Source organism: Streptomyces litmocidini (genome assembly GCF_014649755.1).
GTDB lineage: Bacteria > Actinomycetota > Actinomycetes > Streptomycetales > Streptomycetaceae > Streptomyces > Streptomyces litmocidini.
Map to the genome: position 1 here is coordinate 131,164 of NZ_BMTQ01000008.1, position 22,127 is coordinate 153,290.

16 protein-coding genes and 1 pseudogene are annotated in these 22,127 nt (G+C 73.2%); 11 read left to right on the top strand and 6 right to left on the bottom strand.

Features of this window, described 5'->3' with window-relative positions:
• Positions 1–158: 158 nt before the first annotated feature.
• Together IE180_RS19120 and IE180_RS19125 are read right to left on the bottom strand one after the other, a co-directional pair.
• Complete coding sequence (locus IE180_RS19120; protein ID WP_190158104.1) at positions 159–923, bottom strand: GntR family transcriptional regulator; 765 nt, start codon at positions 921–923, stop codon at positions 159–161.
• 35 nt (positions 924–958) lie between these two features.
• On the bottom strand, positions 959–1,726 hold the full coding sequence (locus IE180_RS19125; RefSeq protein ID WP_190158105.1) for a GntR family transcriptional regulator: 768 nt from the start codon (positions 1,724–1,726) through the stop codon (positions 959–961).
• Between the two features lie 174 nt (positions 1,727–1,900).
• On the opposite strand from IE180_RS19125, the gene IE180_RS19130 reads away from it, so the two are divergent.
• The 10 genes and pseudogenes from IE180_RS19130 (at position 1,901) to IE180_RS19175 (ending at position 16,097) form a co-directional block, all read left to right on the top strand.
• Entirely contained in the window at positions 1,901–3,160 is a 1,260-nt protein-coding gene (locus tag IE180_RS19130) for an extracellular solute-binding protein (RefSeq protein ID WP_190158106.1), read from the top strand.
• 80 nt (positions 3,161–3,240) lie between these two features.
• Positions 3,241–4,140: pseudogene (locus IE180_RS19135) on the top strand (carbohydrate ABC transporter permease).
• Complete coding sequence (locus tag IE180_RS19140) at positions 4,137–4,970, top strand: carbohydrate ABC transporter permease (protein WP_190158107.1); 834 nt, start codon at positions 4,137–4,139, stop codon at positions 4,968–4,970. The pseudogene IE180_RS19135 and the gene IE180_RS19140 overlap by 4 nt, the downstream one beginning before the upstream one ends.
• A 9-nt stretch (positions 4,971–4,979) precedes the next feature.
• Positions 4,980–6,464: a beta-N-acetylhexosaminidase gene (locus tag IE180_RS19145; RefSeq protein ID WP_190158108.1), complete on the top strand. Its 1,485-nt coding sequence runs from the start codon at positions 4,980–4,982 to the stop codon at positions 6,462–6,464.
• A gap of 47 nt (positions 6,465–6,511) precedes the next feature.
• Positions 6,512–7,942 (top strand): cellulose binding domain-containing protein, encoded by a 1,431-nt coding sequence (locus IE180_RS19150; protein WP_190158109.1) that lies wholly within the window; start codon positions 6,512–6,514, stop codon positions 7,940–7,942.
• Between the two features lie 593 nt (positions 7,943–8,535).
• The gene (locus IE180_RS19155) at positions 8,536–9,687 is read left to right on the top strand and encodes a S1 family peptidase (RefSeq protein ID WP_190158110.1); all 1,152 of its coding nucleotides are present in this window, start codon (positions 8,536–8,538) and stop codon (positions 9,685–9,687) included.
• A 331-nt stretch (positions 9,688–10,018) separates the two neighbouring features.
• Positions 10,019–11,704: a glycoside hydrolase family 64 protein gene (locus IE180_RS19160; protein ID WP_229860618.1), complete on the top strand. Its 1,686-nt coding sequence runs from the start codon at positions 10,019–10,021 to the stop codon at positions 11,702–11,704.
• Positions 11,705–12,308: 604 nt separating this feature from the next.
• On the top strand, positions 12,309–13,193 hold the full coding sequence (locus IE180_RS19165; RefSeq protein ID WP_190158111.1) for an alpha/beta fold hydrolase: 885 nt from the start codon (positions 12,309–12,311) through the stop codon (positions 13,191–13,193).
• Between the two features lie 228 nt (positions 13,194–13,421).
• Positions 13,422–14,156, top strand: coding sequence for a D-Ala-D-Ala carboxypeptidase family metallohydrolase (locus IE180_RS19170; RefSeq protein WP_190158112.1), 735 nt, complete (start codon positions 13,422–13,424; stop codon positions 14,154–14,156).
• A gap of 189 nt (positions 14,157–14,345) precedes the next feature.
• Positions 14,346–16,097: a glycoside hydrolase domain-containing protein gene (locus IE180_RS19175; RefSeq protein WP_190158113.1), complete on the top strand. Its 1,752-nt coding sequence runs from the start codon at positions 14,346–14,348 to the stop codon at positions 16,095–16,097.
• A gap of 75 nt (positions 16,098–16,172) precedes the next feature.
• Here IE180_RS19175 and IE180_RS19180 read toward each other — a convergent pair whose 3' ends face one another.
• Positions 16,173–17,237, bottom strand: a complete 1,065-nt coding sequence (locus IE180_RS19180) for a polyprenyl synthetase family protein (RefSeq protein ID WP_190158277.1) — start codon at positions 17,235–17,237, stop codon at positions 16,173–16,175.
• Here IE180_RS19180 and IE180_RS19185 point away from each other — a divergent pair.
• A complete protein-coding gene (locus IE180_RS19185; protein ID WP_190158294.1) occupies positions 17,124–17,435 on the top strand; it encodes a hypothetical protein in 312 nt (103 codons plus the stop codon). The genes IE180_RS19180 and IE180_RS19185 overlap by 114 nt on opposite strands.
• Here the strand turns inward: IE180_RS19185 and IE180_RS19190 are convergent.
• The 3 genes from IE180_RS19190 to IE180_RS19200 all read right to left on the bottom strand — a co-directional run bounded on the left by IE180_RS19190 (position 17,405) and on the right by IE180_RS19200 (position 22,025).
• Entirely contained in the window at positions 17,405–18,556 is a 1,152-nt protein-coding gene (locus tag IE180_RS19190; RefSeq protein WP_190158114.1) for a tetratricopeptide repeat protein, read from the bottom strand. The two genes, IE180_RS19185 and IE180_RS19190, sit on opposite strands and share 31 nt — an antisense overlap.
• A gap of 221 nt (positions 18,557–18,777) precedes the next feature.
• Complete coding sequence (locus tag IE180_RS19195) at positions 18,778–20,046, bottom strand: aminotransferase class V-fold PLP-dependent enzyme (RefSeq protein WP_190158115.1); 1,269 nt, start codon at positions 20,044–20,046, stop codon at positions 18,778–18,780.
• Entirely contained in the window at positions 20,043–22,025 is a 1,983-nt protein-coding gene (locus IE180_RS19200; RefSeq protein ID WP_190158116.1) for a carbohydrate-binding protein, read from the bottom strand. Before IE180_RS19200 ends, IE180_RS19195 begins: the two co-directional genes overlap by 4 nt.
• Positions 22,026–22,127: the final 102 nt, after the last annotated feature.

Consider the following 22,127-nt stretch of genomic DNA (forward strand, 5'->3'; position numbering starts at 1 on the left):
TGTGACTGCGCCTCCGCCGTCCCGCGCACGGGCCCGTCCGTGGTACGAGGCCGGCGGGGAGCGCCGACGGCCCGGGGGGCGAGGCGTGGCGTCCGGCAGGGTCCAGCTGCGGGCACGAGCCTCGAAGCGATGCCGCGCCACCGCTCCGCGCGGTCGGATCACCCCACCGTTCCCCACCACGCCCCGCCCCGGGGGGCGTCCGCCTCCGGGTGGTCAGGCGCGCCGTCGCCGAGGGCGAGGCGGGTGACGACGCGGTAGCGGTCGCCGCGGTAGAGGGAGCGGACGTACTCGACCGGCCGGGCGTTCGTGTCGGAGGTGACCCGGTCGAAGAGGAGGGCGGGCGAGAGGACGGGCACCTCCAGGAGGGCCGCCTCCTCCTCGCTGAGCACGGTCGGCTCGATGGACTGGACGGCGTGGGCCGTCCGGATGCCGCGCCGCTCGCGCAGATGGGCGTAGAAGCCGCTCTCCATGTCGGCGACGGTGAGTCCGGGGACCAGGTCGGCGGGGACGTGCAGCTGTTCCAGGGCGATCGGTGCGCCGTCGACGTGCCGGAGGCGGGTCACGTGCACCAGCTCCGCCGCCGGGGAGATCGCGAGTCTGCGGCCGATCCGCGCCCCGGCCCGTGTGGTGCGGAATTCGAGCACCGTGCTCGTCCAGCCGCCGGGACTCCGGGGAGCGCCCGCCGGGTGGTCTTCGGCGACGAGCTCCTGGGTGATCTTGGCGGGGGCGACGAACATGCCGCGTCCGTGCTCCCGCACCAGCAGTCCGGTGGCGACGAGTTCGTCGACGGCGGCGCGCAGCGTGGGCCGGGAGACCTCCAGCACGGCGCAGAGGGTGCGCTCGGAGGGGATGGCGTCGCCGGGGCGGCGGCCGTCGATCACCGCCAGCAGATGTTCCCGGACCCGTGCCCGCTTCAGTGCCATGCCGTCCCCTCACCGGTGCGCCGTCCGCCCGCCGGTCAGTATGCATCTCCTTCGGTCGAGGACGTCACCAGGCCGTCGCGGGTGAAGTCGAGACGGGAGACGATGCGGTAGCGGTCCCCCCGGTAGACGGAGTGGACGTACTCGACGGGCCGGTCGGCGGTGTCGAGGGTGAGGCGTTCGATCAGCAGCGCGGGCGAGAGGACGGGGACGTCCAGGAGGGCGGCCTCGTCCTCGCTGACGACGGTCGGTTCGATCGACTGGGTGGCCTCCTTGACGTGAACCCGGTGGTGCTCCCTCAGGTGGTCGTAGAGGTCGCCCGCTTCGAGTTCCTCCGGGCTGAGCTCGGCGCCCACCAGGTCGGCCGGGATGTGCAGGTGCTCGATGGCCATGGGCGCTCCGTCGACGAGACGGAGGCGCGCGACGTAGAGCAGTTCGGCGGCGGGTGAGAGGCGGAGCCTGCGGCCGATGCGGGCGCCGGCCCGGACGGTGGCGGACTCCAGGACGGTGCTGGACCAATCGCCGGAGGCCCTGGGGACGGTGAAGGCCGTCTCGTCCGGGGCGAGTTGCTGGGTGATCTTGGCGGGGGCGACGAACATGCCGCGTCCGTGCTCCCGCACCAGCAGTCCGGTGGCGACGAGTTCGTCGACGGCGGCGCGCAGCGTGGGCCGGGAGACCTCCAGGACGGCGCAGAGGGTGCGCTCGGAGGGGATCGGGTCGCCGGGGCCGAGGCTTTCGACGAGGCCGAGGAGGTGCTCCCGCACCCGCTCCCGCTTCAGCACCCCGCTGGAGGAGCCGTCCTTCATGCCACTCTCCCTGACTGGTCAACTGGTAAGGCTGATGGTAGCGGGGTGAGCCGGCCTGTCGGCGGGTGAACAGCACATGTTTTTCAGGGGATTGACGCCTCCTACGGTCCGTGCCACCTTCTGGTCACACACCTGACCACTTGACCAATTGGTCAACTACTCATCGAGGCGCCCGTGAAGACTCGTCCCCTCGCCGGCTCCGTCACCCTCGCGGCGACCATCGCTCTCGCCGTCACGGCCTGCGGCGGCCCCGGCGATCCGGCGGCCTCCGGCGGACCGCAGAAGGTCACCGTCTGGATCATGAAGGACAGCGTCACCGACGCCTTCCTCACCCGCTTCCGCACGGGTTTCGAGGCCGAGCACCAGGACGTCGACCTCGACATCCAGATCCAGGAGTGGGACGGCATCGGCGAGAAGGTCACCGCCGCCCTCGCCAGCAAGGACGCCCCGGACGTCATCGAGGTCGGCAACACCCAGGTCGCCCAGTACGCGGCGAGCGGAGGGGTGCGCGACCTCAGCTCCAGGACGGCCGAGTTGAACGGCGCCGACTGGCTGCCCGGACTCGCCGAACCCGGCAAGGTCGACGGCCGGCAGTACGGCATCCCCTGGTACGCGGCCAACCGCGTCGTCATCTACCACAAGGACCTCTTCGCCCGGGCGGGCGTCACCGCCCCGCCGAAGACCCAGGCCGAATGGCTCGCCGTCACCGCGAGGCTCAACCGCGGCGGGACCCAGGGCATCTACCTCCCCGGCCAGAACTGGTACACGCTCTCCGGCTTCGTCTGGGAGGCCGGCGGCGACCTCGCCGTCCGGGAGGGCACGACGTGGAAGGGCGCGCTCGACACCCCGCAGGCCCTCGCCGGCATGGACTTCTACCGGCGGCTCCAGGCCCTCGGGAAGGGCCCCAAGGACTCCGACGAGGCCAAGCCCCCGCAGGCGGAGGTCTTCGCCAGGGGCGACGTCGCCCAGATCATCACCGTCCCCGGCGGCGCGAAGATCGTCGAGGAGATCAATCCCGCCCTCAAGGGAAAGCTCGGCTTCTTCCCCGTGCCCGGCCGGACGGCGGAGCAGCCCGGCGCGGTCTTCACCGGCGGCTCCGACCTCATCGTCCCGGAGTCCTCCGGCCACCCCGACGCCGCTTACCAGGTGGTGAAGGCGCTGGCCGGTGAGAAGTGGCAGACGGACATGGCCAGGACGATGAGCTACGTCCCCAACCGCACCTCCCTCGCACACGTCATCCAGGGCGACGAGGGCACGGCAGCCATGGCCGCGGGCGCGGCCCGTGGCCGTGCGACGCCGAACTCCCCGCAGTGGGCCGCCGTCGAGGCCACCAACCCGATCAAGCAGTACATGACCGCCGTCCTGACCGGAACCGACCCCGCTCGCGCGGCCGCGACCGCGTCCGCGAGCATCACCAGGACGCTCGGCTCGTGAGCCACGACCGCCGACTCGCCGTCCGTCCGGCGCGGACCGCTCCGCGGGAGCGCCCCCTCGCGCCACCCGGGCCCCGACGGGTGAGGCCGCCGCTCGGGCGGGCCCTCCGGCCCTATCTCCTGGTCGCCCCCACCGTCCTCGGCGGGGCGCTCCTCCTCGGCTACCCCCTGGTGCGCAACCTGCTGATCTCCTTCCAGCAGTACGGCATGGGCGAACTCATCCGCGGCGGCGCCGGTTTCGTGGGGTTCCGCAACTACCGGACGGTGCTGGCCGATCCCGAGTTCCGGGAGGTCGTCCGGCGCACGCTCTGGTGGACCCTGGTCAACGTCACGCTGATCATGGTGATCGGCACTCTGGTCGCCCTGATGATGCAGCGGCTCGGCCGGCGGATGCGGTTCCTGGTGACGAGCGGACTCGTCCTCGCCTGGGCCAGTCCGGTCATCGCCACCACCACCGTCTTCCAGTGGCTCTTCGCGTCCCGTCTCGGTGTGGTCGACTGGGTCCTCGTCCGGCTGGGGTTCGCGTCCTTCGAGGGCTACTCCTGACTGGCCGACGGCCCCGCCGCGTTCACGGTCCTCGTCCTGCTCGTGGTGTGGCAGTCGGTTCCGTTCGTCGCGATCACCCTCCACTCGGCGCTGCTCACCGTCCCGGCCGAGCTGTACGAGTCGGCCAGGCTCGACGGGGCCGACGGGCGACGGATCTTCCGGTCGATCACCCTGCCCCTGCTGAGACCGGTCTTCGGGCTGGTCCTCTGCCTCGAAGTCATCTGGGTGTTCCGCTGCTTCGCCCAGATCTGGGCCGTCACCGAGGGCGGTCCGGGCGAGGCGACGACCACCCTGCCCGTCTACGCCTACCGGGTCGCGCAGTCCCTGCACCGGTACGACCTCGGTGCGGCCGTCTCCACCCTCACCGTCCTCCTCCTCGTGGCCGTGCTCATCGCCTACTTCCGCCAGCTGCTCCGACAGGAGGCCGAACGGTGACGCCGCGCGCCCTGCGCCGACTTCCGCTGAACACCGCGGCGACGCTCGTCTTCGTCCTCGCCGTCTTCCCGGTCTACTGGATGGTCCTCACCGCCTTCCGCCCGACCCGTGACATCCAGTCCGAGACCCCGCGCTTCCTGCCCGGCTCCGTCACCCTGGAGCACTTCCGGAACGCGGTCGCGGCGGACGGCTTCTGGTCCTTCTGGCGCAACAGCCTGCTGGTCACCGCCGGGTGCGTCCTGCTCGCCCTGGTGGTGGCGCTCGCCGCCGCCTTCGCCGTGGCACGGTTGCGCTGGCGCGGCCGACGGGGCTTCCTGCTGATGGTCTTCCTCGCCCAGGTGGCGCCCTGGGAAGCGCTGTTGATCCCGATGTACGTCATCGCCCGGGACGCCGACCTGCTCGACCGGCTGGCGACGCTGAGCCTGGTCTACTTCATGATCACCCTGCCCTTCACCATCGTGACCCTCCGCTCCTTCCTGGCGGGTGTGCCGGCGGAGCTCGAGGAGGCCGCGCAGGTCGACGGCTGCACCCGCGCGGCCGCGTTCCGCCGGGTGACCCTGCCCCTGCTCGCCCCGGGCCTCCTCGCCACCTCGCTGTTCGGTTTCATCACCGCCTGGAACGAGTTCGCCTTCGCCAACATGCTGATCATCAAGAACCAGGACGACCGCACGCTGCCCGTCTGGCTCTCGTCCTTCTCCAACGTCTTCGGCACCGACTGGGGCGCCACCATGGCCGCCTCCACCCTCTTCGCCCTGCCCGTCCTCGTCCTCTTCCTGGTCCTGCAGGGCCGGGTCGCCGCCGGAATGACCGGCGGAGCCGTGAAGGGATAACGCACCGCGATGCCCGTGCCCCGCCTCGTTCCCGAACCCACCCACCTCTCGGTCCTCCCGGGCCGGTTCACCTTCGACGCCACGACCGCGCTCAAGGTCTCCCCCGGCGCCGACGCCGCCGCCGACCTGCTGCGCACCCTCCTCGGACCGGCCACCGGCCTGCCCCTGCCCGCCCGACCCGACGGCTCCGTCGTCCTGGCCCTCGACCGCGCCCTCACGGGCCTCGGCGACGAGGGGTACGGACTGACCGTCGGCACCGGAGGGATCCTGCTGCGGGCCGCCCGTCCCCGGGGCCTCCTCGCCGGCGTCCAGACCCTGCGCCAGCTCATGCCCGTCGAAGCCCTCCACCCGGAGCCGGTACCCGGCGTCGAGTGGTCGGTCCCCTGCGCGCAGATCACCGACGTCCCCCGTTTCCCCTGGCGCGGCTCCATGCTCGACGTCGCCCGCCGCTTCCGCCCCGTCTCCTTCCTCCGGCGGTACGTCGACCTCCTCGCCCTCCACAAGCTCAACGTCCTCCACCTCCACCTCACCGACGACCAGGGCTGGCGGATGCCCGTCGGCGCCCTGCCCCGGCTCACCGAGATCGGCGGCCTGCCGCACGGCGGCGCGTACACCCGCTCCGAGCTCACCGGCCTGGTCGCGTACGCGGCCGGGCGCGGGGTCACCGTCGTGCCCGAGATCGAGATGCCCGGCCACGTCCGCGCCGCCCTCGCCGCCTACCCCGAACTCGGCAACCACCCGGGCCGCACCTACGACGTCTGGGACCGCTGGGGCGTCTGCGACACCGTCCTCGGCGTCCACGACGAGGCCCTCGCCTTCTGCCGCACCGTCCTGGACGAGGTGATGGACGTCTTCCCGTCCCCGTACGTCCACGTCGGCGGCGAGGAGTGCCCCACCACCGAGTGGCACGCCTCCCCCGCCGCCCGCCGCCGGGCCGCCGAGGAAGGGCTGTCCGGCCCCGACGCCCTGCACGGCTGGTTCATGGAACGGATCGGACGCCACCTCCTCGACGCCGGGCGCAGGCCGCTCGGCTGGACCGAGAACGGCACCGACCTCCCCGCGTACTTCACCGTCATGCCCTGGCGCGACGTCGCCCACGGACGCACCGCGGTCCGCCGCGGACACCGGGTCGTCATGGCACCGCACCGCACCACGTACCTCGACTACCCCCAGTCCGCCGGCCCGGCCGAGCCGCCCGGCCAGACGGGCCAGGTCGTCGACCTGCGCGCCGTCCACGGCAACGACCCGGCACCGGCCGACTGGAGCCCCGAGGAAGCCGACCGGGTCCTCGGCTCCCAGGTCCAGCTGTGGACCGAGTACGTGCCCACCGCCGCGCACGCCGAGTACCTGACCTTCCCCCGGCTCTGCGCGCTGGCCGAGGTCGTCTGGACCGGCCGGCACGACTGGCCCGGCTTCCAGGAACGCCTCCGCCACCACCGGATCCGGCTCGACGCCCTCGGAGTGCCGCGCCGTCTCTCCCCCGCGTCCCCGTGACCGCCCCCGCATCCCCGCTCCACCCCCTTCACAGGAGAGGAACCCCCATGAGTGACCCGTCGAGGAACAGGAAGCTGCGGATCCGTGCGGCGCTCGCCGTCGCCACGGTGACCGGGCTCGGCGCCACCGCCCTCACGGCGCTTCCCGCGGCGGCGGCCGGTGAGGCCGTCGCCGTCCAGTACCGGCAGAGCGCCACCGGCGGCGACCAGGTCGAGCCCTGGCTGAAGGTGGTCAACACCGGCACGTCGAGCGTCCCGCTGAGCCAGGTCAAGGTGCGCTACTACTTCAAGGCCGACGCCGGGGCGTCGTACACCTACGCCTGTTCGTGGGCCGTGAAGGGCTGCGCCGATCTCACCGGCACCTTCGGCACCCTCGCCCGGCCCACCGCGACCGCGGACCGTTACCTGGAGGTCGGCTTCACCGCCGGAGCCGGTTCGCTCGCCCCCGGCGCCGACACCGGCGACATGCAGCTGCGCTTCCACCGCTCCGACTGGCAGCCGCTCGACCAGAGCGACGACTACTCCTTCGGCCCCGGACAGACCACGTACGCCAACTGGTCCAAGGTCACCGCGACCGTCGCCGGCGTCCCGGTCTGGGGCACCGCGCCCGCCGGCGACGAACCCACGCCGACCCCCACCCCGACCGACCCCACCACACCGCCGCCCACGGGGGCCGCGCTCTTCGACGACTTCGACTACACCGGGCACACCGACCCGGCGATCGGAGCCCACGGCTGGAGCGTGCGCTCCAACTCCGGCGGCCCCGGCGTGGCCGGCGCCACCTGGGCCCCCGAGAACGTCACCTTCGCCAAGGACGGCACGAACTCGATCATGAACCTGCGGACCTCCACCGCGGGGACCGGCGAGTCCACCCGCCACACCGAGATCCTCACCCGCGCCTCGAAGTTCAAGAACGGCACCTACGCGGCGCGCGTCCGCTTCTCCGACGCGCCGCTCTCGGGCCCGGACGGCGACCACGTCGTCCAGACCTTCTTCACCATCAACGACCTCAAGGCCCCGATGGCCGACGACTACGCCGAGTACGACTTCGAGTACCTGCCCAACGGCGGTTGGGGCGAGCCGGCCGACATCCTCTACACCACCTCGTGGGAGACCTACCGGCCCGACCCCTGGGAGGCGGTCAACCAGCACTCCGAGTCCCGCACGAGCTACGACGGCTGGCACGACCTCGTCCTGACCATCGACGGCAACGCAATCGTCTACTACGTCGACGGCCGGGAGTTCGGCCGGCACGACGCCCGCTACCTCCCCGAGCGCCCCATGTCCATCAACTTCAACCAGTGGCTGATCGACCTGGCCGGCCAGACGTCGACCACTCCCCGCGCCTACGACCAGAAGGTCGACTACGTCCTGCACGTCAAGGACCAGGTGCTCACACCGGCCCAGGTGGCCGCCAAGGTCGGCGCCTACCGCTCCGCGGGCACCACCTTCGAGGACACCGTCCCCGCCGCACAGTGACCCCCCGGGGGCCCGGTCCTCACCGGACCGGGCCCCCGGGCCGGGCCCGCTCGCTGCGCGGACGGGACGCCGGTCGGCCGACGGGCCGCCTGTCCGACGCGGCCCGCCTGTCCGACGCCCACGACGCCGCCGTCACCGACGGGGGCGGCCCGGCGGGCAGCACCCGCAGCGGAGATCGGTCCCCGACCGCCCGGCAGGCGCTCCACCAGCGGCAGACGCCCGTTACGGCCTCGTCGCCGGGAAGCTGGAGGCCGTACGCGGGCGGACGCCCCCGATCCGGCACGGGATCCCGAAGCCCGACCGCCGACGCGGGGGAGGTGACCGGCCCGTCGGCTTCGACCGCGTCCGCTGCGCAACGAGGTCGAACGGTCCGTCAACCGCCTCGAGAACTCCCGCGCGGTCGCCACCCGTGACGACACATGGGCTCGCAGGTCCGTGGTCCGGGACTTCGCCATGCCCGGGAGCGGTCGTGCGAGGCTGCCGCGACGACGGCCGAACTTTGGTATGGACCTGACAAGCGTGGGCGGTTAACGTGACGACGACGCTCGGTGAGAGCGCTCTCAAGGATTGGCCGCCCCACAACAGGAGGTCCCGTGAAACGCACCACCCCCCTGCGTGCCGCCGTCGCCGCCCTGCTCCTGACGATCGGCCTCGGTGCCGCCCACTCCGGCGTGGCGAGCGCGACCCCGCTTCCGGAGCCCGCCCCGGCGGCTCCCGCCTCGGCCGGACTGCTCGACGCCATGCGCCGGGACCTCGGGCTCACCGCGGCCGAGGCCGAGGGTCGGCTGAACGCCGAGAAGGCCGCCGTCGAGGTGGAGAAGGCCGCGCGTCGGCGCACGGGCGCCGCCTACGGCGGTTCGTGGTTCGATCCTGCGACCGGCCGGCTGGTCGTCGCCGTGACCGACCGCTCCATGGAGGCGGAGGTACGAGCGCTGGGTGCCGACACCCGACTGGTCCGGCACAGCGCCGCCGCGCTGGACCGCGCCAAGTCGCGCCTGGACGCGCTCCACGCGCCCGCGGGAGTGGCCGGCTGGCACGTCGACCCGAGGACCAACAGCGTCGTGGTCGACGTCGTACGCACCGAACGGCAGGCCCCCGACGTCCGGTCCTTCGTGGCCCGGGCCCGGGCCGGCGGCCCGGTCACCGTCGCCGAGACGGCACGGACGCCCCGCACGTACGCGGCCGGAACCGTCGGCGGTGACCCGTACTACACCGGTAACGTCCGCTGCTCGATCGGCTTCTCCGTCTACGGGGGCTTCGTGACGGCCGGGCACTGCGGGCAGCCCGGCGCGGCGGTGCGCGGCTGGGACGGGTCCGCGATGGGCACCTTCCAGGGCTCGTCGTTCCCCGGCGACGACTACGCGTACGTCTCGATCCACAGCGGCTGGTGGACCGTGCCCGTGGTACTGGGCTGGGGCACCGTCCCCGACCAGCTGGTCCGCGGCTCGTCCGAGGCCCCGGTGGGCGCCTCGATCTGCCGTTCCGGCTCGACCACTCACTGGCGTTGCGGCACGGTCCTGGCCAAGAACGAGACGGTCAACTACAGCCAGGGAGCCGTGTACCAGATGACCAAGACCAGCGTCTGCGCCGAGGGCGGCGACTCCGGCGGCTCGTTCCTCAGCGGCGACCAGGCCCAGGGCGTCACCTCCGGCGGCTGGGGCAACTGCTCCTCCGGAGGCGAGACGTGGTTCCAGCCGGTCAACGAGATCCTCGGCCGGTACGGCCTGCGGCTCCACACCGCCTGAGCCCGACACGGCGACCGGGCCCTTCCGGGCCCGAACGCCCGGAAGGACCCTCCGTACGGCTGCCGTCCGGCCCGCGCGGGTCGGACGGACCCGATGCCGGCCGATCGCCACGGGAGGTCCGGTCCGCCCCCTCACTCCCCCGAGGCAGCCCAGGAGAGCGTCAAGCCCCGGGGCATGAGAGGAAACCGCAGTCCAGAGGCGTTCGAGGAGTGACGCCTGACGTTGCCACGGGAGTCGCCCCTCCGTGACACCCCCTGCCCGACGAATGACGCCGCGTCGTTCCTGAGAGCGCTCTCGCACCAGCCCACCTCACGAAGAACGGACCCCCACCATGACGGCACGCCACCAGCGAACGATGTCCCGCAGAAAACTCCTCGCCACGACCGCGGGCCTGGCCGTGGCGGTCCCCGCCGTGGCCACCTGGCTCGAGGCCGGCGCCCACGCGGCCACCACGCCCACGCTCCCCCTCGACCTGGTCAACACCACCGGCAACGACACGGTGTACGCCTACGTGCTCGGCCGCGACCCGGCCGCCGCCGGCAACTGGGCCTTCGTCCAGGCCGACGGCGCCACCCTGTACCACCCTCCGGCCCCGGCCGACGACCAGACCCCGCTCGGCGCCGACTGCGCCATCGCGCTCAACGCGTCCGGCGCCGGGGCACGCGGGGTCACGCTCCCCCGGCTGTACAGCGGCCGCATCTACTTCTCCGTGGGCGCGAAGCTCACCTTCCTGATGAACCGGGGCGGCGGGCTGGCCCTGCCGTCGGTGAGCAACCCCACCGACCCCAACGCGAACGTCCACCACGACTTCTGCGAATTCACCTTCAACGCGGACCAGTTGTACGCGAACATCACGTTCGTCGACATGGTCTCGTTGCCGATCGCCTTCCGGCTGGAGACCGGCCAGGGCACCCAGACGGTGCGCGGGCTGCCTTCCGACGGGCTCTCCCGGGTCGCCGCGGCCCTGCGCGCCCAGTCCGCCGCCGACGGCAGCGACTGGAGCCGGCTCATCGTCACCGGCGGCGGGCGCGACCTGCGCGTGCTCAGCCCCAACCTGGCGATCCGCGGCGACAACGCCCTGTTCCGCGGTTACTTCGACGGTCACGTCGACGAGGTGTGGAACAAGTACCGCTCCACCGACCTGCGCATCGACACCCAGTTCACCTGGGGGACCCTCACCGGCCGGGTCTACGGCGACACCCTCACCTTCCCCGGGGCCGGCAGCTTCGCCAAGCCGTCGACCCTGTCGATCTTCTCCTGCAGCGACGCGCCCTTCACCACGGGCAACGACCTGATGGGCAACCTCAGCGCACGGCTCGCCGCCGCGTTCAACCGCACCACCCTGCTGGACAACCCGCACCAGCCGACCGCCGAGAACCCGGCCGCCTTCTACACCCGGCCGCGCACCAACCACTACGCCCGCATCCTGCACGCCACCACCCCCGACCACCTCGGGTACGCCTTCCCCTACGACGACGTGCACCCGGCCGGAGTCGATTTCGAGGGCAAGGTGCAGTCCGGCAGTCCCAGCCGCTGGACGATCACGGTCGGCGGCATGACCGACGGTGGTGGCACGCCGACCCCGACGCCGACCGCCACGGGCGGCGGGGTCAGCGCCTTCGCCACCATCCAGGCCGAGGCGTTCAGCGCCCAGTCGGGAGCCCAGGTCGAGGCCTGCTCCGACAGCGGCGGCGGCTCCGACGTCGGCCGGCTGTCGAACGGCGACTGGCTCAAGTTCTCGTCCGTCGCCTTCGGTGCCACCGGCGCCACCCGCTTCGACGCCCGTGTCGCGTCCGGCGCCGCCGCCGGAGTCAGCGGCCTGGTCCAGGTCCGCCTCGGCAGCCCCACGGCAGCCCCGGTGGGCAGCTTCGCCATCGCCAACACCGGCGGCTGGCAGGCCTGGCGCACCGTCCCCGCCGACATCGGCCGCACGACCGGCACCCACGACGTCTACCTGACCTTCGACAGCGGCCAACCCGCCGACTTCGTCAACATCAACTGGTTCACCTTCGCCTAGAAGATGTCCTTCCGGTCATCGGGTCGTCGGTCCGATCCTGAGGGAGGGGGAGGCTTCTGACGCCGCGTGGGCGGTGATCGCAGCACTGCTGCCGCCCGCGACCAGTGGGCCACCGGCGCGTGGACCGGCGACGAGGTCCACGGACCGTTCGGCTGCGCGTCACCCCTTCCCCGCCCGTGCCGCACGCGTGGCGGCCCCGGCCGGCAAGCCCGGACCGCCCGGAACGCGGGACGACCGAAGCCGGTGTCCTCGGCGGCCGTCGCGTCCGGGAACCCCTCCCGCCGGGGGGCGGCTCCTGGGCCGGCGCGGTGGTGCCGAGCCGGTCGAGCGCCCCCCTCCGGCGCGGGCGTCGGCGGGGCGGCGGGGCGGCGGGGCGATTCCGTGCACGACACGCGGCGGGGCGTCGCGACGGGCGACGGCGGCGTGATCCGCACCCGCCCCGGCCCGTGACCGCCGGCCCGGGGCCGAGGCCTTGAACGGCCCGGGGCCGGGGCCTTGAACCCGCGCCCGTTCTCGGGACACTCTTCGTGCCGGCCGTCTCCACGGCCGCGGGCGGTGTCGCCGCGCCGGGCAGCCGGAGACCGATCAGAGGGAAGAGGACCGCATGACCACGCGCACTCCGCAGGAACTCGCCGTCCCCGTACGAGGAGGCGACCTCGCCGTGACCCGCTGGCCCGGCGCAGGGCCCGCGGTCGTCGCCCTGCACGGCATCACGGGCAACAGCCTGTCCTTCGGCGCCGTCGCCGAACAGCTCGGCGACATCGATCTGTACGCCCCGGACCTGCGCGGCCGGGCCGGCAGCGCAGGTCTGCCCGCTCCCTACGGCATCCCGGCGCACGTCGAGGACGTCCTCGTCCTCCTCGATCACCTGGGGCTGCGTCAGGCTCTGCTCGTCGGCCACTCCCTGGGAGCGTTCACCACCGCGGTGGCCGCCGCGCGGCACCCGGACCGCTTCCCGCGCGTGGTCCTCGTCGACGGCGGCCTCGGATTCCCGATTCCGGGCGGCGCGGACATCGACGAGGTGATCGAGTCGGTCATCGGCCCGGCGATGCGCCGGCTCAGGACGACCTTCCCGGACGGCGACGCGTACCGCGCGCTCTTCCGTGAGCACCCGGCCTTCACGGCCCACTGGGGTCCGCACGTCCAGGCGTACGTGGACCGCGACCTGACCGGCGAGCCTCCGGAGATGCGCAGCAGCTGTGTCCTGGACGCGATCCGCGCCGACGGCGCGGGCCCCGTCGGCGACCCCGAGACGCTGGCCGCCATCCACCGGCCGGAGGTGCGCGGCACCCTGTTGTGGGCGGAGCGAGGAGTGATGAACGAGCCTCAGGGGCTCTACGACGAGGGGCGGCTGGCGGCGGCCGGCCTCTCCCCGGAGAGGATGGCCACCCGCCGGGTCGACGACACCAACCATTACACGATCCTGTTCGCGGAGCACGCGACGGCAGCCGTCGCGGAGGCGGTGCGCGCGGAGCTGAAGCTGATGTAGTCCCGGGCCCGGCGTGACAGACCGGGCCGGGCGTGCGTCCGATTCCGCGGGACGGCGCGCATCCGGGCCGGTGCGCGACCGGCGTCACCGCGGCCGTCGACCTCCGGAGGGGTGGTTCCGGAGGTCTGGTCCTGTGGCGGATGGTGACGGTGTGGACACGTACCGCTCACACGCCTCACACTCGCCTCAGCCCCTCGACGGGGAATCAGAACTCAGGACGGAGGCGCGATGCTTCGGCGCACGATCCAACTCACCCTCTCTATTGTCATGGTCATGATGGCAACGCTGGGTGGGATGCTGTCCACGGCCGGGTCCGCCCAGGCCGACGAGTGCTACACCTGGGGCCGCACCCTGTCCGAGGGCATGTCGGGCTCCGACGTGACGCAGCTGCAGATCCGCGTGGCCGGACACGCGGCGTACGGCGAGGTCATCGCCGTCGACGGCGCGTTCGGCCCGGCCACGAAGGCCGCGGTCACCCGATTCCAGCAGGCGTACGGTCTGCCCGCGGACGGCGTCGCGGGCTCCCAGACGTTCAGCAAGATCTACGCCCTGCAGGACCCGGACTGCACCCCGATCCACTTCACCTACGCCGAACTGAACAAGTGCAACTCCGACTGGTCCGGCGGCGCGGTCAGCGCCTCGACGGCCAAGGCCAACGGCCTGCGCACGATGTGGAAGCTGGAGGCCATGCGACACGCCCTGGGCGACGTGCCGCTGACCGTGAGCAGCGGATTCCGCTCGTACGCCTGCAACAGCGCGGTGGGCGGCGCCTCGAACAGTCGGCACCTGTACGGTGACGCCGCCGACCTGACCGGCAGCCCGTCGCTGTGCACGCTGGCCCAGCGGGCCCGCTACCACGGCTTCGGCGGCATCTTCGGCCCCGGCTACCCCGACCACGACGACCACACCCACGTGGACGGACGCACCAGCCGATCCTGGTCCGCGCCCAACTGCGGCGTCTGACCCGTACGCACGTCCCTGGCAGCGGGCTCTCCGCCCCGACCGGCTCCGGCCGGGGCGGAGAGCCCGCACCGCCCGCGAGGCACGAGGCGGGCGGGACACCGGACCTCCGGACGGGCACGGCTCGTCCCCGCCCCGAACAGACCTGCCCCGTCGCCCTCTCCCCTCCCCGCATCGAGCAGGAGTGCCCTGATGGCCTCGCGCATCCCCTGGCGCGTCCGCGCCGGAACGGCCACGCTGGCCGTGCTCGCCGGGATCGGGGCGTTCGCCGCGCCCGGATCCGCCACGGCTGCCGCCCCTCCCGGGACGGGCCGACAGACCGTCACCTACCACGGCTACCGCATCGAGGTCCCCGCCGACTGGCAAGTCGTCGACCTGACCGAAAGGCCCCGCGCCTGCCTGCGATTCGACCGTCCCGCCGTCTACCTGGGCGAGCCCGCCGAGCAGAGCGACTGCCCCGCACACCTCGTGGGCCGTACGGCGGGCATCGTCGTGGAGCCCCTCACCGCCCGCTCCGCCGGACAGGCGACGACGGTGACCGCACGGACCCCACGCGGCAAGGCCACCGCTCCGACCGCCGCGTCCAGCAACGACACCATCCAGATCGCGGTCGAGGACGCCGGCGTCCTCGTCACCGCTGCCCACACCCCGGCGACCGAGAACCTGGTGCGGGGCGTCCTGGCCTCGGCCGAACTCACCCCGGGTGCCAGGCGCACCGAGCTGCCCCGCACGGCCCGACGGCCCGACGCCACTCCCCTGACCGCTGCCGGACCGCAACCCGGCAGCTACCTGGGCAAGGGCTTCGACACCTGCGCGGCGCCCTCCCCGGCCGCCATGAACGCCTGGCAGGCCGGCTCGCCGTACAGCGCGGTCGGCGTCTACATCAGCGGCTCCTTCCGCGGCTGCGCGCAGCCGAACCTGACCGCGAGCTGGGTGACCGGTCAGACCGGCAACGGCTGGCGGCTGATCCCCATCGACGTCGGCCGCCAGGCCCCGTGCACGGGCTTCTCCCTGAAGATGTCGACCGACCCCGCCACGGCCAGGTCCCAGGGCGTCGCGGCGGCGGCCGCCGCCCTCACCGCCGCGGCGAACCTCGGCATCCCCGCGGGCAGCGCCGTCTACAGCGACATCGAGGGATACGCCTCCACGGCCTCCTGCAAGGCGGCCGTGCTGTCGTACCTGTCCGGCTGGACCGAGCGGCTGCACAGCGGCGGCTACCTGTCGGGCTTCTACTCCAGCGCGTCCTCCGGCATCAAGGACGCCGCGAGCGAGTACGGCAACAGCGCCTACACGCGGGTCGACCACATCTTCTACGCCTGGTGGAACGGCGCCGCCGACACCGACACCGGTTCCTACGTTCCGTCCACCTCCTGGGCCGGCCACCAGCGCATCCACCAGTACGCCGGCGAGGTCACCGAGTCCTACGGCGGCTACTCGATCAACATCGACCGCGACCACCTGGACGTGGGCACCGGCACACAGCCCGCACCCGACTGCACGGGGACGAACCTCGACTTCACCGCGTACCCCACCCTCCGGAGCGGCTCGACCGGCGACCAGGTCAAGGCGGCCCAGTGCCTGCTCAAAGCCGCCGGACACGACCCGGGCACCCCGGACGGGACGTTCGGCGCCGCCACGACCACCGCCACCCAGAACTTCCAGAGCGGCACGGGGCTCACCGCGGACGGAGTGATCGGGCCGAAGACCTGGACCGCCCTGCTGTCCCGCGGAACCACCCCCACCGTCCAGAGCGGCTCGACGGGAGAAGCCGTCACCCGGCTCCAGCGTGCCCTGACCGCCGCGCTCGGCCGGACGGTGGCCGTCGACGGCGCCTTCGGCGCGGGCACCGACCAGGCCGTGCGCGACTACCAGTCCTCACGCGCCCTGACGGCCGACGGCATCGTCGGCTCCGGCACCTGGGGCGCCCTCCAGTCGGGAAGGTGAGGAAGGCCTCGTGAGACCGCTCGCACGGAGCGTCGAGCCCTCGCCGACGGGGCGGTCAGCGAGGCGGAGCGGTGGTCACCTGGTCCGGTCGAGCACGTACGTGAACAGCCTGTCCAGTCGCTGTGCGGCGGTGTGCGTGAGGGACGCGTCGCGCAGCGCGCGGCGGGCGGCGTCCAGGTGCCGGCGCGCTTCGTCGCGGGTCGCGGTCCGCCCGCCCAACTCCTCCACGAGTGCCGCCACCCGTGCGGCGGCCTCGTGGTCGAACGGCCGGGGAGGGTCGAGCAGCGCCGCCAGTTCGTGCGCGGCCCTGCCTCCGCCGGCCAGTGCGGCGAGCATCGGGTAGGTCTTCTTGCCCCTGCGCAGGTCGGCGTGGACGGGTTTGCCGGTCACGGCAGGGTCGCCCCAGATGCCGAGGATGTCGTCCACCGCCTGGAAGGCGAGGCCGAGATGGCGGCCCGCCCGTTCGAGCGTGGTCACGGTCCGGTCGGGGGCACCGCCGAGGACCGCGCCGAGCGCGACGGCGCAGCCCAGCAGGGCGCCCGTCTTGTGTTCGGCCATCGACCGGTACTGCTCCGGGCCGACTGCGCCGGGGCCGTGCCACGGACGGTGTTCGAAGCGCAGGTCCTGCGCCTGGCCGGACACCAGCGCGTTCAGGGTCCGGCAGAGGCAGCGGACCGCGGCCGCCGCGTGCCGGCCCGGAGCCTCGGCCAGGATGGTCACGGCCTGGGCGAGAAGCGCGTCGCCGGCGAGAACGGCCGGACCGGTCCCGTACGCCTTCCACACCGCGGGCCGCTGCCGGCGCAGGGCGTCGCCGTCCATGATGTCGTCGTGGAGCAGCGAGAAGGTGTGCACGAGTTCGACGGCCACGGCGCCGGGAACGGCCTCCGCGCCATCGGCCCCGACCGCCTCCGCGCCGAGCACGGTGAGCGCCTGGCGCACTCCCTTGCCCTCGGATCCCCCGGGATCCGGAGTACCGTCCCTGTCGGACCAGCCCAGCGCGTACGCGGCCATCTCACCGGTCCACGGATGGAGGCCGCCCACCGCCTCCACCAGCGCAGGCCGGACGAGTTCACGACAACGCTCCAGGAGACGGGCCGGCGCCGTGTCGTGATCGACGTCGTGATCGTTCTCGCGATCGATGTCGCGATCGATGTCGCGATCGATGTCGCGATCGATGTCGCGATCGATGTCGCGATCGATGTCGCGATCGATGTCGCGATCGATGTCGCGATCACGAGAGGAACGCACCGTGGCCACGACTGCGGCGCCCGGCGGGCACACCGGCGAGGACGGTGTCGGCACGGCGCTCATCGCAGGCCCTCCACATCGGCGGCCTGAAGCGCCTCGGCCCCAACCGACGGCAGCACGGGCCTCGCGGTGCCCCGCTCGTGGCCGCCGTGGTCCGGCAGCGGCCCGACGCCCAGTTCGGCCGCTGCCTTGTCCACCATGTCCCGGGCGTGCCGCAGCCCGATACGGTCCAGCGTGGAGCGCAGTCCGGCCAGGTCCGCGGCGGTGTGCGCGGCGTCGCGGCCCAGGCGGGCGGAGGCCTTGACCAGCCCCAGTCGCGACAGCGCCGTCCCGCGCGGCTCGTCCATCTCCTGGAACTCCTCAAGGGCCAGCGCGTACATCTCGCGGGCCTGCTCGTAGTGGCCCGCCCGGTACAGCACGTTGCCGCGCATCTTGTGGTTGTAGGCGAGCGCGCTGGACAGCCGCATCTCCCGGCAGGCCTCCTCCGCCTGGGACAGCAGCGACAGGGCGCGCTCCACGTCGGCGTCGCGCACGGACACCACGTCCGCGATGCCGCGCAGCGCCCATGCCCACCCGCGCCGGTCCTCGGCCCGGTACGCCGTCTCGGCCGCCTCCTCGAACAGGGCCAGGGCCTCGTCGTATTCGCCGGTGTTGCGGTGCATCTGCGCGATGCCCTCCAGCGCCCACACCGTGTGCCGGGCCTCTCCCCGGCGGCGGGCCTCGGCGAGCAGCTGCTCGTGCAGCCTCCTCACCGCCGCGTAATCGCCCTGGATGCGCCCGGTCTCGGCGAGCCCCGCCAGCGAGTAGCCGCGCACGACGACGTCGCCGCCCCGCTCGCCCGTCTCGGCGGCCAGCCTCAGCAACCGGTACGCCAGCCTGAACGCGCCGCGCTGTCGGGCCAGCGTGCCGCCGCTCCACAGGGCCCACGCCATGGCCCCCTCGTGACCGGCCGCACGCGCCGCCCGGTAACTCGCCTTCCACGCCCGGTCGGCCTCCTCTATACGCCCGAGCCTGCGACAGGCCTCCGCCACGGCCAGCCCGCAGCGCGCCTCCTCCCGCCGGTCCCCGGCCCGTTCCGCCGTCCGCAGCTCCTCCATGCCCCGGGCCAGCACCTCGGGCAGTGAGGCGTTCACCGACAACGATCCGAGAGCACCCTGGTACTCCGGCGCCGATGCCTTCGCCCGCCTCGTCCCACGCACCTGACCTGCCATCACACCCCTCCTCGTGTCGACTCGACGATCAAGTCGACCCGAGGACCAAGACGGCGACCGCGGGCCGGGGTTCCCTCTCGGTCGAGAAGTCCGCCTCCGTACGGACGCGAGATCGTCCTCAGGTGCTACGCGGCCGTCGACGACTCCTCAGCGAGATGTACGCCGGGGCCCCGGGCCGGCGGGTCCGGTCGGCTCGGGGCGGGGCTGCCTGTTCGGCGACCTCAGTCACCGTCCAGCAGGGACCTCAGCCCCCGGGCGAGCCGCTCGTACTCCGCGGGGCGGTTGTAGATCTGGCCGCAGATACGGATCCCGCCGCCTCCCGGCCACGGCCAGACCAGAACCCGGCAGCCGACCCGGACCATGATCTCTTCACGCAGGGCCTCCGCCTCCGGTCTGGTCCGGGCGAACCGCGGCGGCAGCCGCAGGGCCCGCAGGGCGAGCCGGTCGTCGGCCGGCAGCGGGGTCACCCCCGGCAACTCGGCCAGCAGCGCGGCGCCGTGGGCCGCGAGGGCGCTGTTGTGGGCCCGTACCCGCTCCGCGCCGAGTGCGGCGAGCAGGTCCAGGCCGTCGGCCGCGGCGAGCAGGCCCGTGTAGTCCGCGGTGGCCCGGTACTCCACGGCGCGCGGGAAGCCCCGGTGGTCCTCCCAGGACGGAACGGGCGCGGGCACCCGGTCCCGCAGGGCGGGTGCGACCGCGAGAACGGCGGAGCCCGGGGGCGCGTACGCCCACTTGTGCAGGTTGCCGAACCACACGTCCGGCCGGCCGGCCAGCGGGGTGGCCAGCATGCCGGGCGCGTGGGCGCCGTCCACGACGGTGGTCACCCCGCGATCGGCGAGGTCGGCGAGAAGCCGTGGCCCGGCGACGATCCGGGCCGTGGGTGAGGTGATCTGGTCGAGCACCGCCACCCGGGTACGGGGGGTGACCGCGGCGAGCACCCTCCGGCGCACCGCGCTCTCGTCCGGCAGCTCCGGGTCGAGGGAGACAGTGACGAGCCGGGCCCGGCGCGCAGCGGCCGCGACCACGGTGCCGTAGCCGTGGTCGGTGACCAGGACCTCGTCGTCGGGGCCGAGTCCGAGGGCGTCCAGGGCCAGGTGCGCTGCCTCGGTCGCGTTCGTGACCAGCGCTGTTCCCTCCGGGTCGGCGCCGAGGTGGGCGGCGATCCGCGTCCGGGCGGCAGCGAGCCGGTCCGGGGCGCCGAGGAAGAAGGCGTCCGGGTCGGCGGCCGCCTCGGCCGCGAGTCGCCGGTGCGCGCGGGCGACCGGGAGCGGGACGGCGCCGAAGGAGCCGTGGTTGAGGTGGGCCACCCGCGCGTCGAGCCGGAAGAGTTCGGGACCGCCGGGGAAGACCCCTGGCTGCGCCGGAGCGCCGGCGCCTACGGCCGCCGGGCCGTTGCCACCGCCGTGCGCGGGGTGCCCCGTACCGCCGAGCGCTGTGCCGCCCGCACCGCTCGTCCCGCCCGGCGCGATGCCGCCCGCGCCTCCGGGCGTCATCGGACCTCGGCCGTGGCCGTGCGGCCCGGGGCCACCTTGACGCGGACGGTCGTGTACACGGCGCCGTCGATCACCCGGATCCGTGCCGGGCGGGCGACGCCGTCGACGGTGATCACGTCGTGGCTGCCGGGGAAGCGTGCCTCCCAGGTGTACGGGGCGGAGCCCGAGGTGTGGGTGAGCGTGGAGCGGTGGGCGCCCTCGTGCTTGAGCGCGAAGGCCGAGTCACCGATCCGCAGGTCCTCCACGGCGAGCCACGCCATGCCGGAGGGCAGGCGGGACCGGGTGGTGAGCAGACGCGCGGGGGCGTTCGGCGTGACGCCCATGAGGCCCTGGACGGTCTGGGCGATCAGGGTGAAGGACACCTCGGGGTAGTCGCCGTTGGTGCCCTGGCGGGTGTTGACGTGCTGGACGTCCTTCTGGGCGTAGACGCGCCGCATCCATTTCCAGGCGGTGTCCGGACGGTTGTTGGTGAAGAAGGTGTCGGGGAGGTAGGTGAGGGCCTCGATGTTCTCGGGGCGGTCCTCGCCCTCGGCCTGGGCGTCGACGTAGTCGAGGTAGGCCTCGCGCCGGGCGCCGGGCTCGATGATCTGCTTCATCGGCATGAACCAGCTGTTCTCCTTGCCCCAACCGGTCAGCGGCCGTCCGTCGACGGTGTAGCCGCGGACCATGCCGGCGCCCGAACCGTCACCGCTCCAGGTCGTGTTGAAGTACGTGCGGAGCTCGCGGGCACGGCGCGCGAAGTCGGCGGCCGTGCGGGCGTCGCCCTTGGCACGGGCCAGCGCGGCCATCGCCCGGTACGCCTGGTACTGGGAGCCGATGGCGTCGCCGGCCTCGGCGAGCGGCTCGTCGCTCTGCTCGTTGTAACTGGCCACGCCCTGGAAGATGCCTCTCCCGGTGCCCTCGGCGACCTTCACTCGGTCGCCGTTGTCCTTCCGGCCGTCGTGGAGGGTGACGAACTCCTCGGTGGCGTGACGGTAGAAGTCCCACAGCACCGGGTCGTCGAGGTAGCTCCGGTCGCCGGTCCAGCGGTACGCCTCCTCGGCCTTCTGCACGAGCTCGAAGACGGCGGGGACCTCACGGACGAAGAGATCGGGGCGGCGGTAGTCGATGGACAGGTAGGTGCGGTTGTCGAAGTTGAGCGCCCAGACGGGGTAGTAGGCGTGCTCGGCGGTGGCGGACGCGGCGAAGGCGCGGAGCATCGCCTTGTTCTCGGCGTGCAGTCCGAGCACGCCGGCGCCGACGAGCTGGTGGGCCGTGTCGCGGGAGTAGTAGCCGCTGCGGTTGGCGTAGCCGGCCCAGTAGGAGGGGGCGTAGACGCCGGTGCCGGTGCCGCCGGTCTGGCGCTCGTCCGCGTTCAGCGGCCCGGGGGTGCCCGGGAGGTGGACCCAGCTGCCGGCCTTGTGGGTGGCCCAGGCGAACATCTCGGCGGCCTCGGGGTCGCTGGAGGTGACCCGGGGAGTGGCGGGGGTGGCCGGGGAGACCATGACGTCGTCGGCGTTGACCCAGCCCTGGCCGGACTCGAAGGCGATCTCCAGGCGGTCGCCGGGGGCGAGGGTGACCGGGCCGAGGGTGTGGCGGCGGTACTGAGCGGTGGCGGGCAGGTCGAGGGAGGCGGCGGGAGAGCCGTTGACCCGCAGGACGTACCGGCCGCCCGGACCGCCGGTGGCGATCCAGGCGGAGATCGTGTACGCGCCGTGGCCGGTGGCGGTCACCGTCTGGGAGACCTTCATGCCGCTGCCCGCGTCGAGGTACGCGAGCCGGGCACCGGCGTGCGGGTGGTTGACGGCGGTCCCCGTGCCGGGGGTGAACTCCCAGCCGCTGCCCCCGCCTTCGAAGCCGGGGTCGCTCACGGTGAGGAGCGCCGGGGCGGTGGGCGCGGCCTCGGCCTCGGCAGCGGGGGCCGCCGGGGCGACCGCGAGGGGGGCCAGCGCGGCGAGCAGGGCGGTCGCGGATCTGAGAGCCGGACGGGAACGCGGCATGGGGTTCTCCCGGAGCGTGGGTGGACTCGGCGCGCGGCACGCTAGCAATCACCATGACGGCTTGCAATGGTTCCCGCATCCATCAGACGACAGAACAATCGA

Bases quoted from the DNA above. Each gene is read 5' to 3' on its own strand.
- IE180_RS19190 (WP_190158114.1), bottom strand. From the start codon at position 18,556: ATGGCAGGTCAGGTGCGTGGGACGAGGCGGGCGAAGGCATCGGCGCCG.
- IE180_RS19160 (WP_229860618.1), top strand. From the start codon at position 10,019: ATGACGGCACGCCACCAGCGAACGATGTCCCGCAGAAAACTCCTCGCC.
- IE180_RS19150 (WP_190158109.1), top strand. From the start codon at position 6,512: ATGAGTGACCCGTCGAGGAACAGGAAGCTGCGGATCCGTGCGGCGCTC.
- IE180_RS19170 (WP_190158112.1), top strand. From the start codon at position 13,422: ATGCTTCGGCGCACGATCCAACTCACCCTCTCTATTGTCATGGTCATG.
- IE180_RS19200 (WP_190158116.1), bottom strand. From the start codon at position 22,025: ATGCCGCGTTCCCGTCCGGCTCTCAGATCCGCGACCGCCCTGCTCGCC.
- IE180_RS19165 (WP_190158111.1), top strand. From the start codon at position 12,309: ATGACCACGCGCACTCCGCAGGAACTCGCCGTCCCCGTACGAGGAGGC.
- IE180_RS19185 (WP_190158294.1), top strand. From the start codon at position 17,124: ATGGAGGCCGCCCACCGCCTCCACCAGCGCAGGCCGGACGAGTTCACG.
- IE180_RS19120 (WP_190158104.1), bottom strand. From the start codon at position 923: ATGGCACTGAAGCGGGCACGGGTCCGGGAACATCTGCTGGCGGTGATC.
- IE180_RS19175 (WP_190158113.1), top strand. From the start codon at position 14,346: ATGGCCTCGCGCATCCCCTGGCGCGTCCGCGCCGGAACGGCCACGCTG.
- IE180_RS19195 (WP_190158115.1), bottom strand. From the start codon at position 20,046: ATGACGCCCGGAGGCGCGGGCGGCATCGCGCCGGGCGGGACGAGCGGT.
- IE180_RS19125 (WP_190158105.1), bottom strand. From the start codon at position 1,726: ATGAAGGACGGCTCCTCCAGCGGGGTGCTGAAGCGGGAGCGGGTGCGG.
- IE180_RS19145 (WP_190158108.1), top strand. From the start codon at position 4,980: ATGCCCGTGCCCCGCCTCGTTCCCGAACCCACCCACCTCTCGGTCCTC.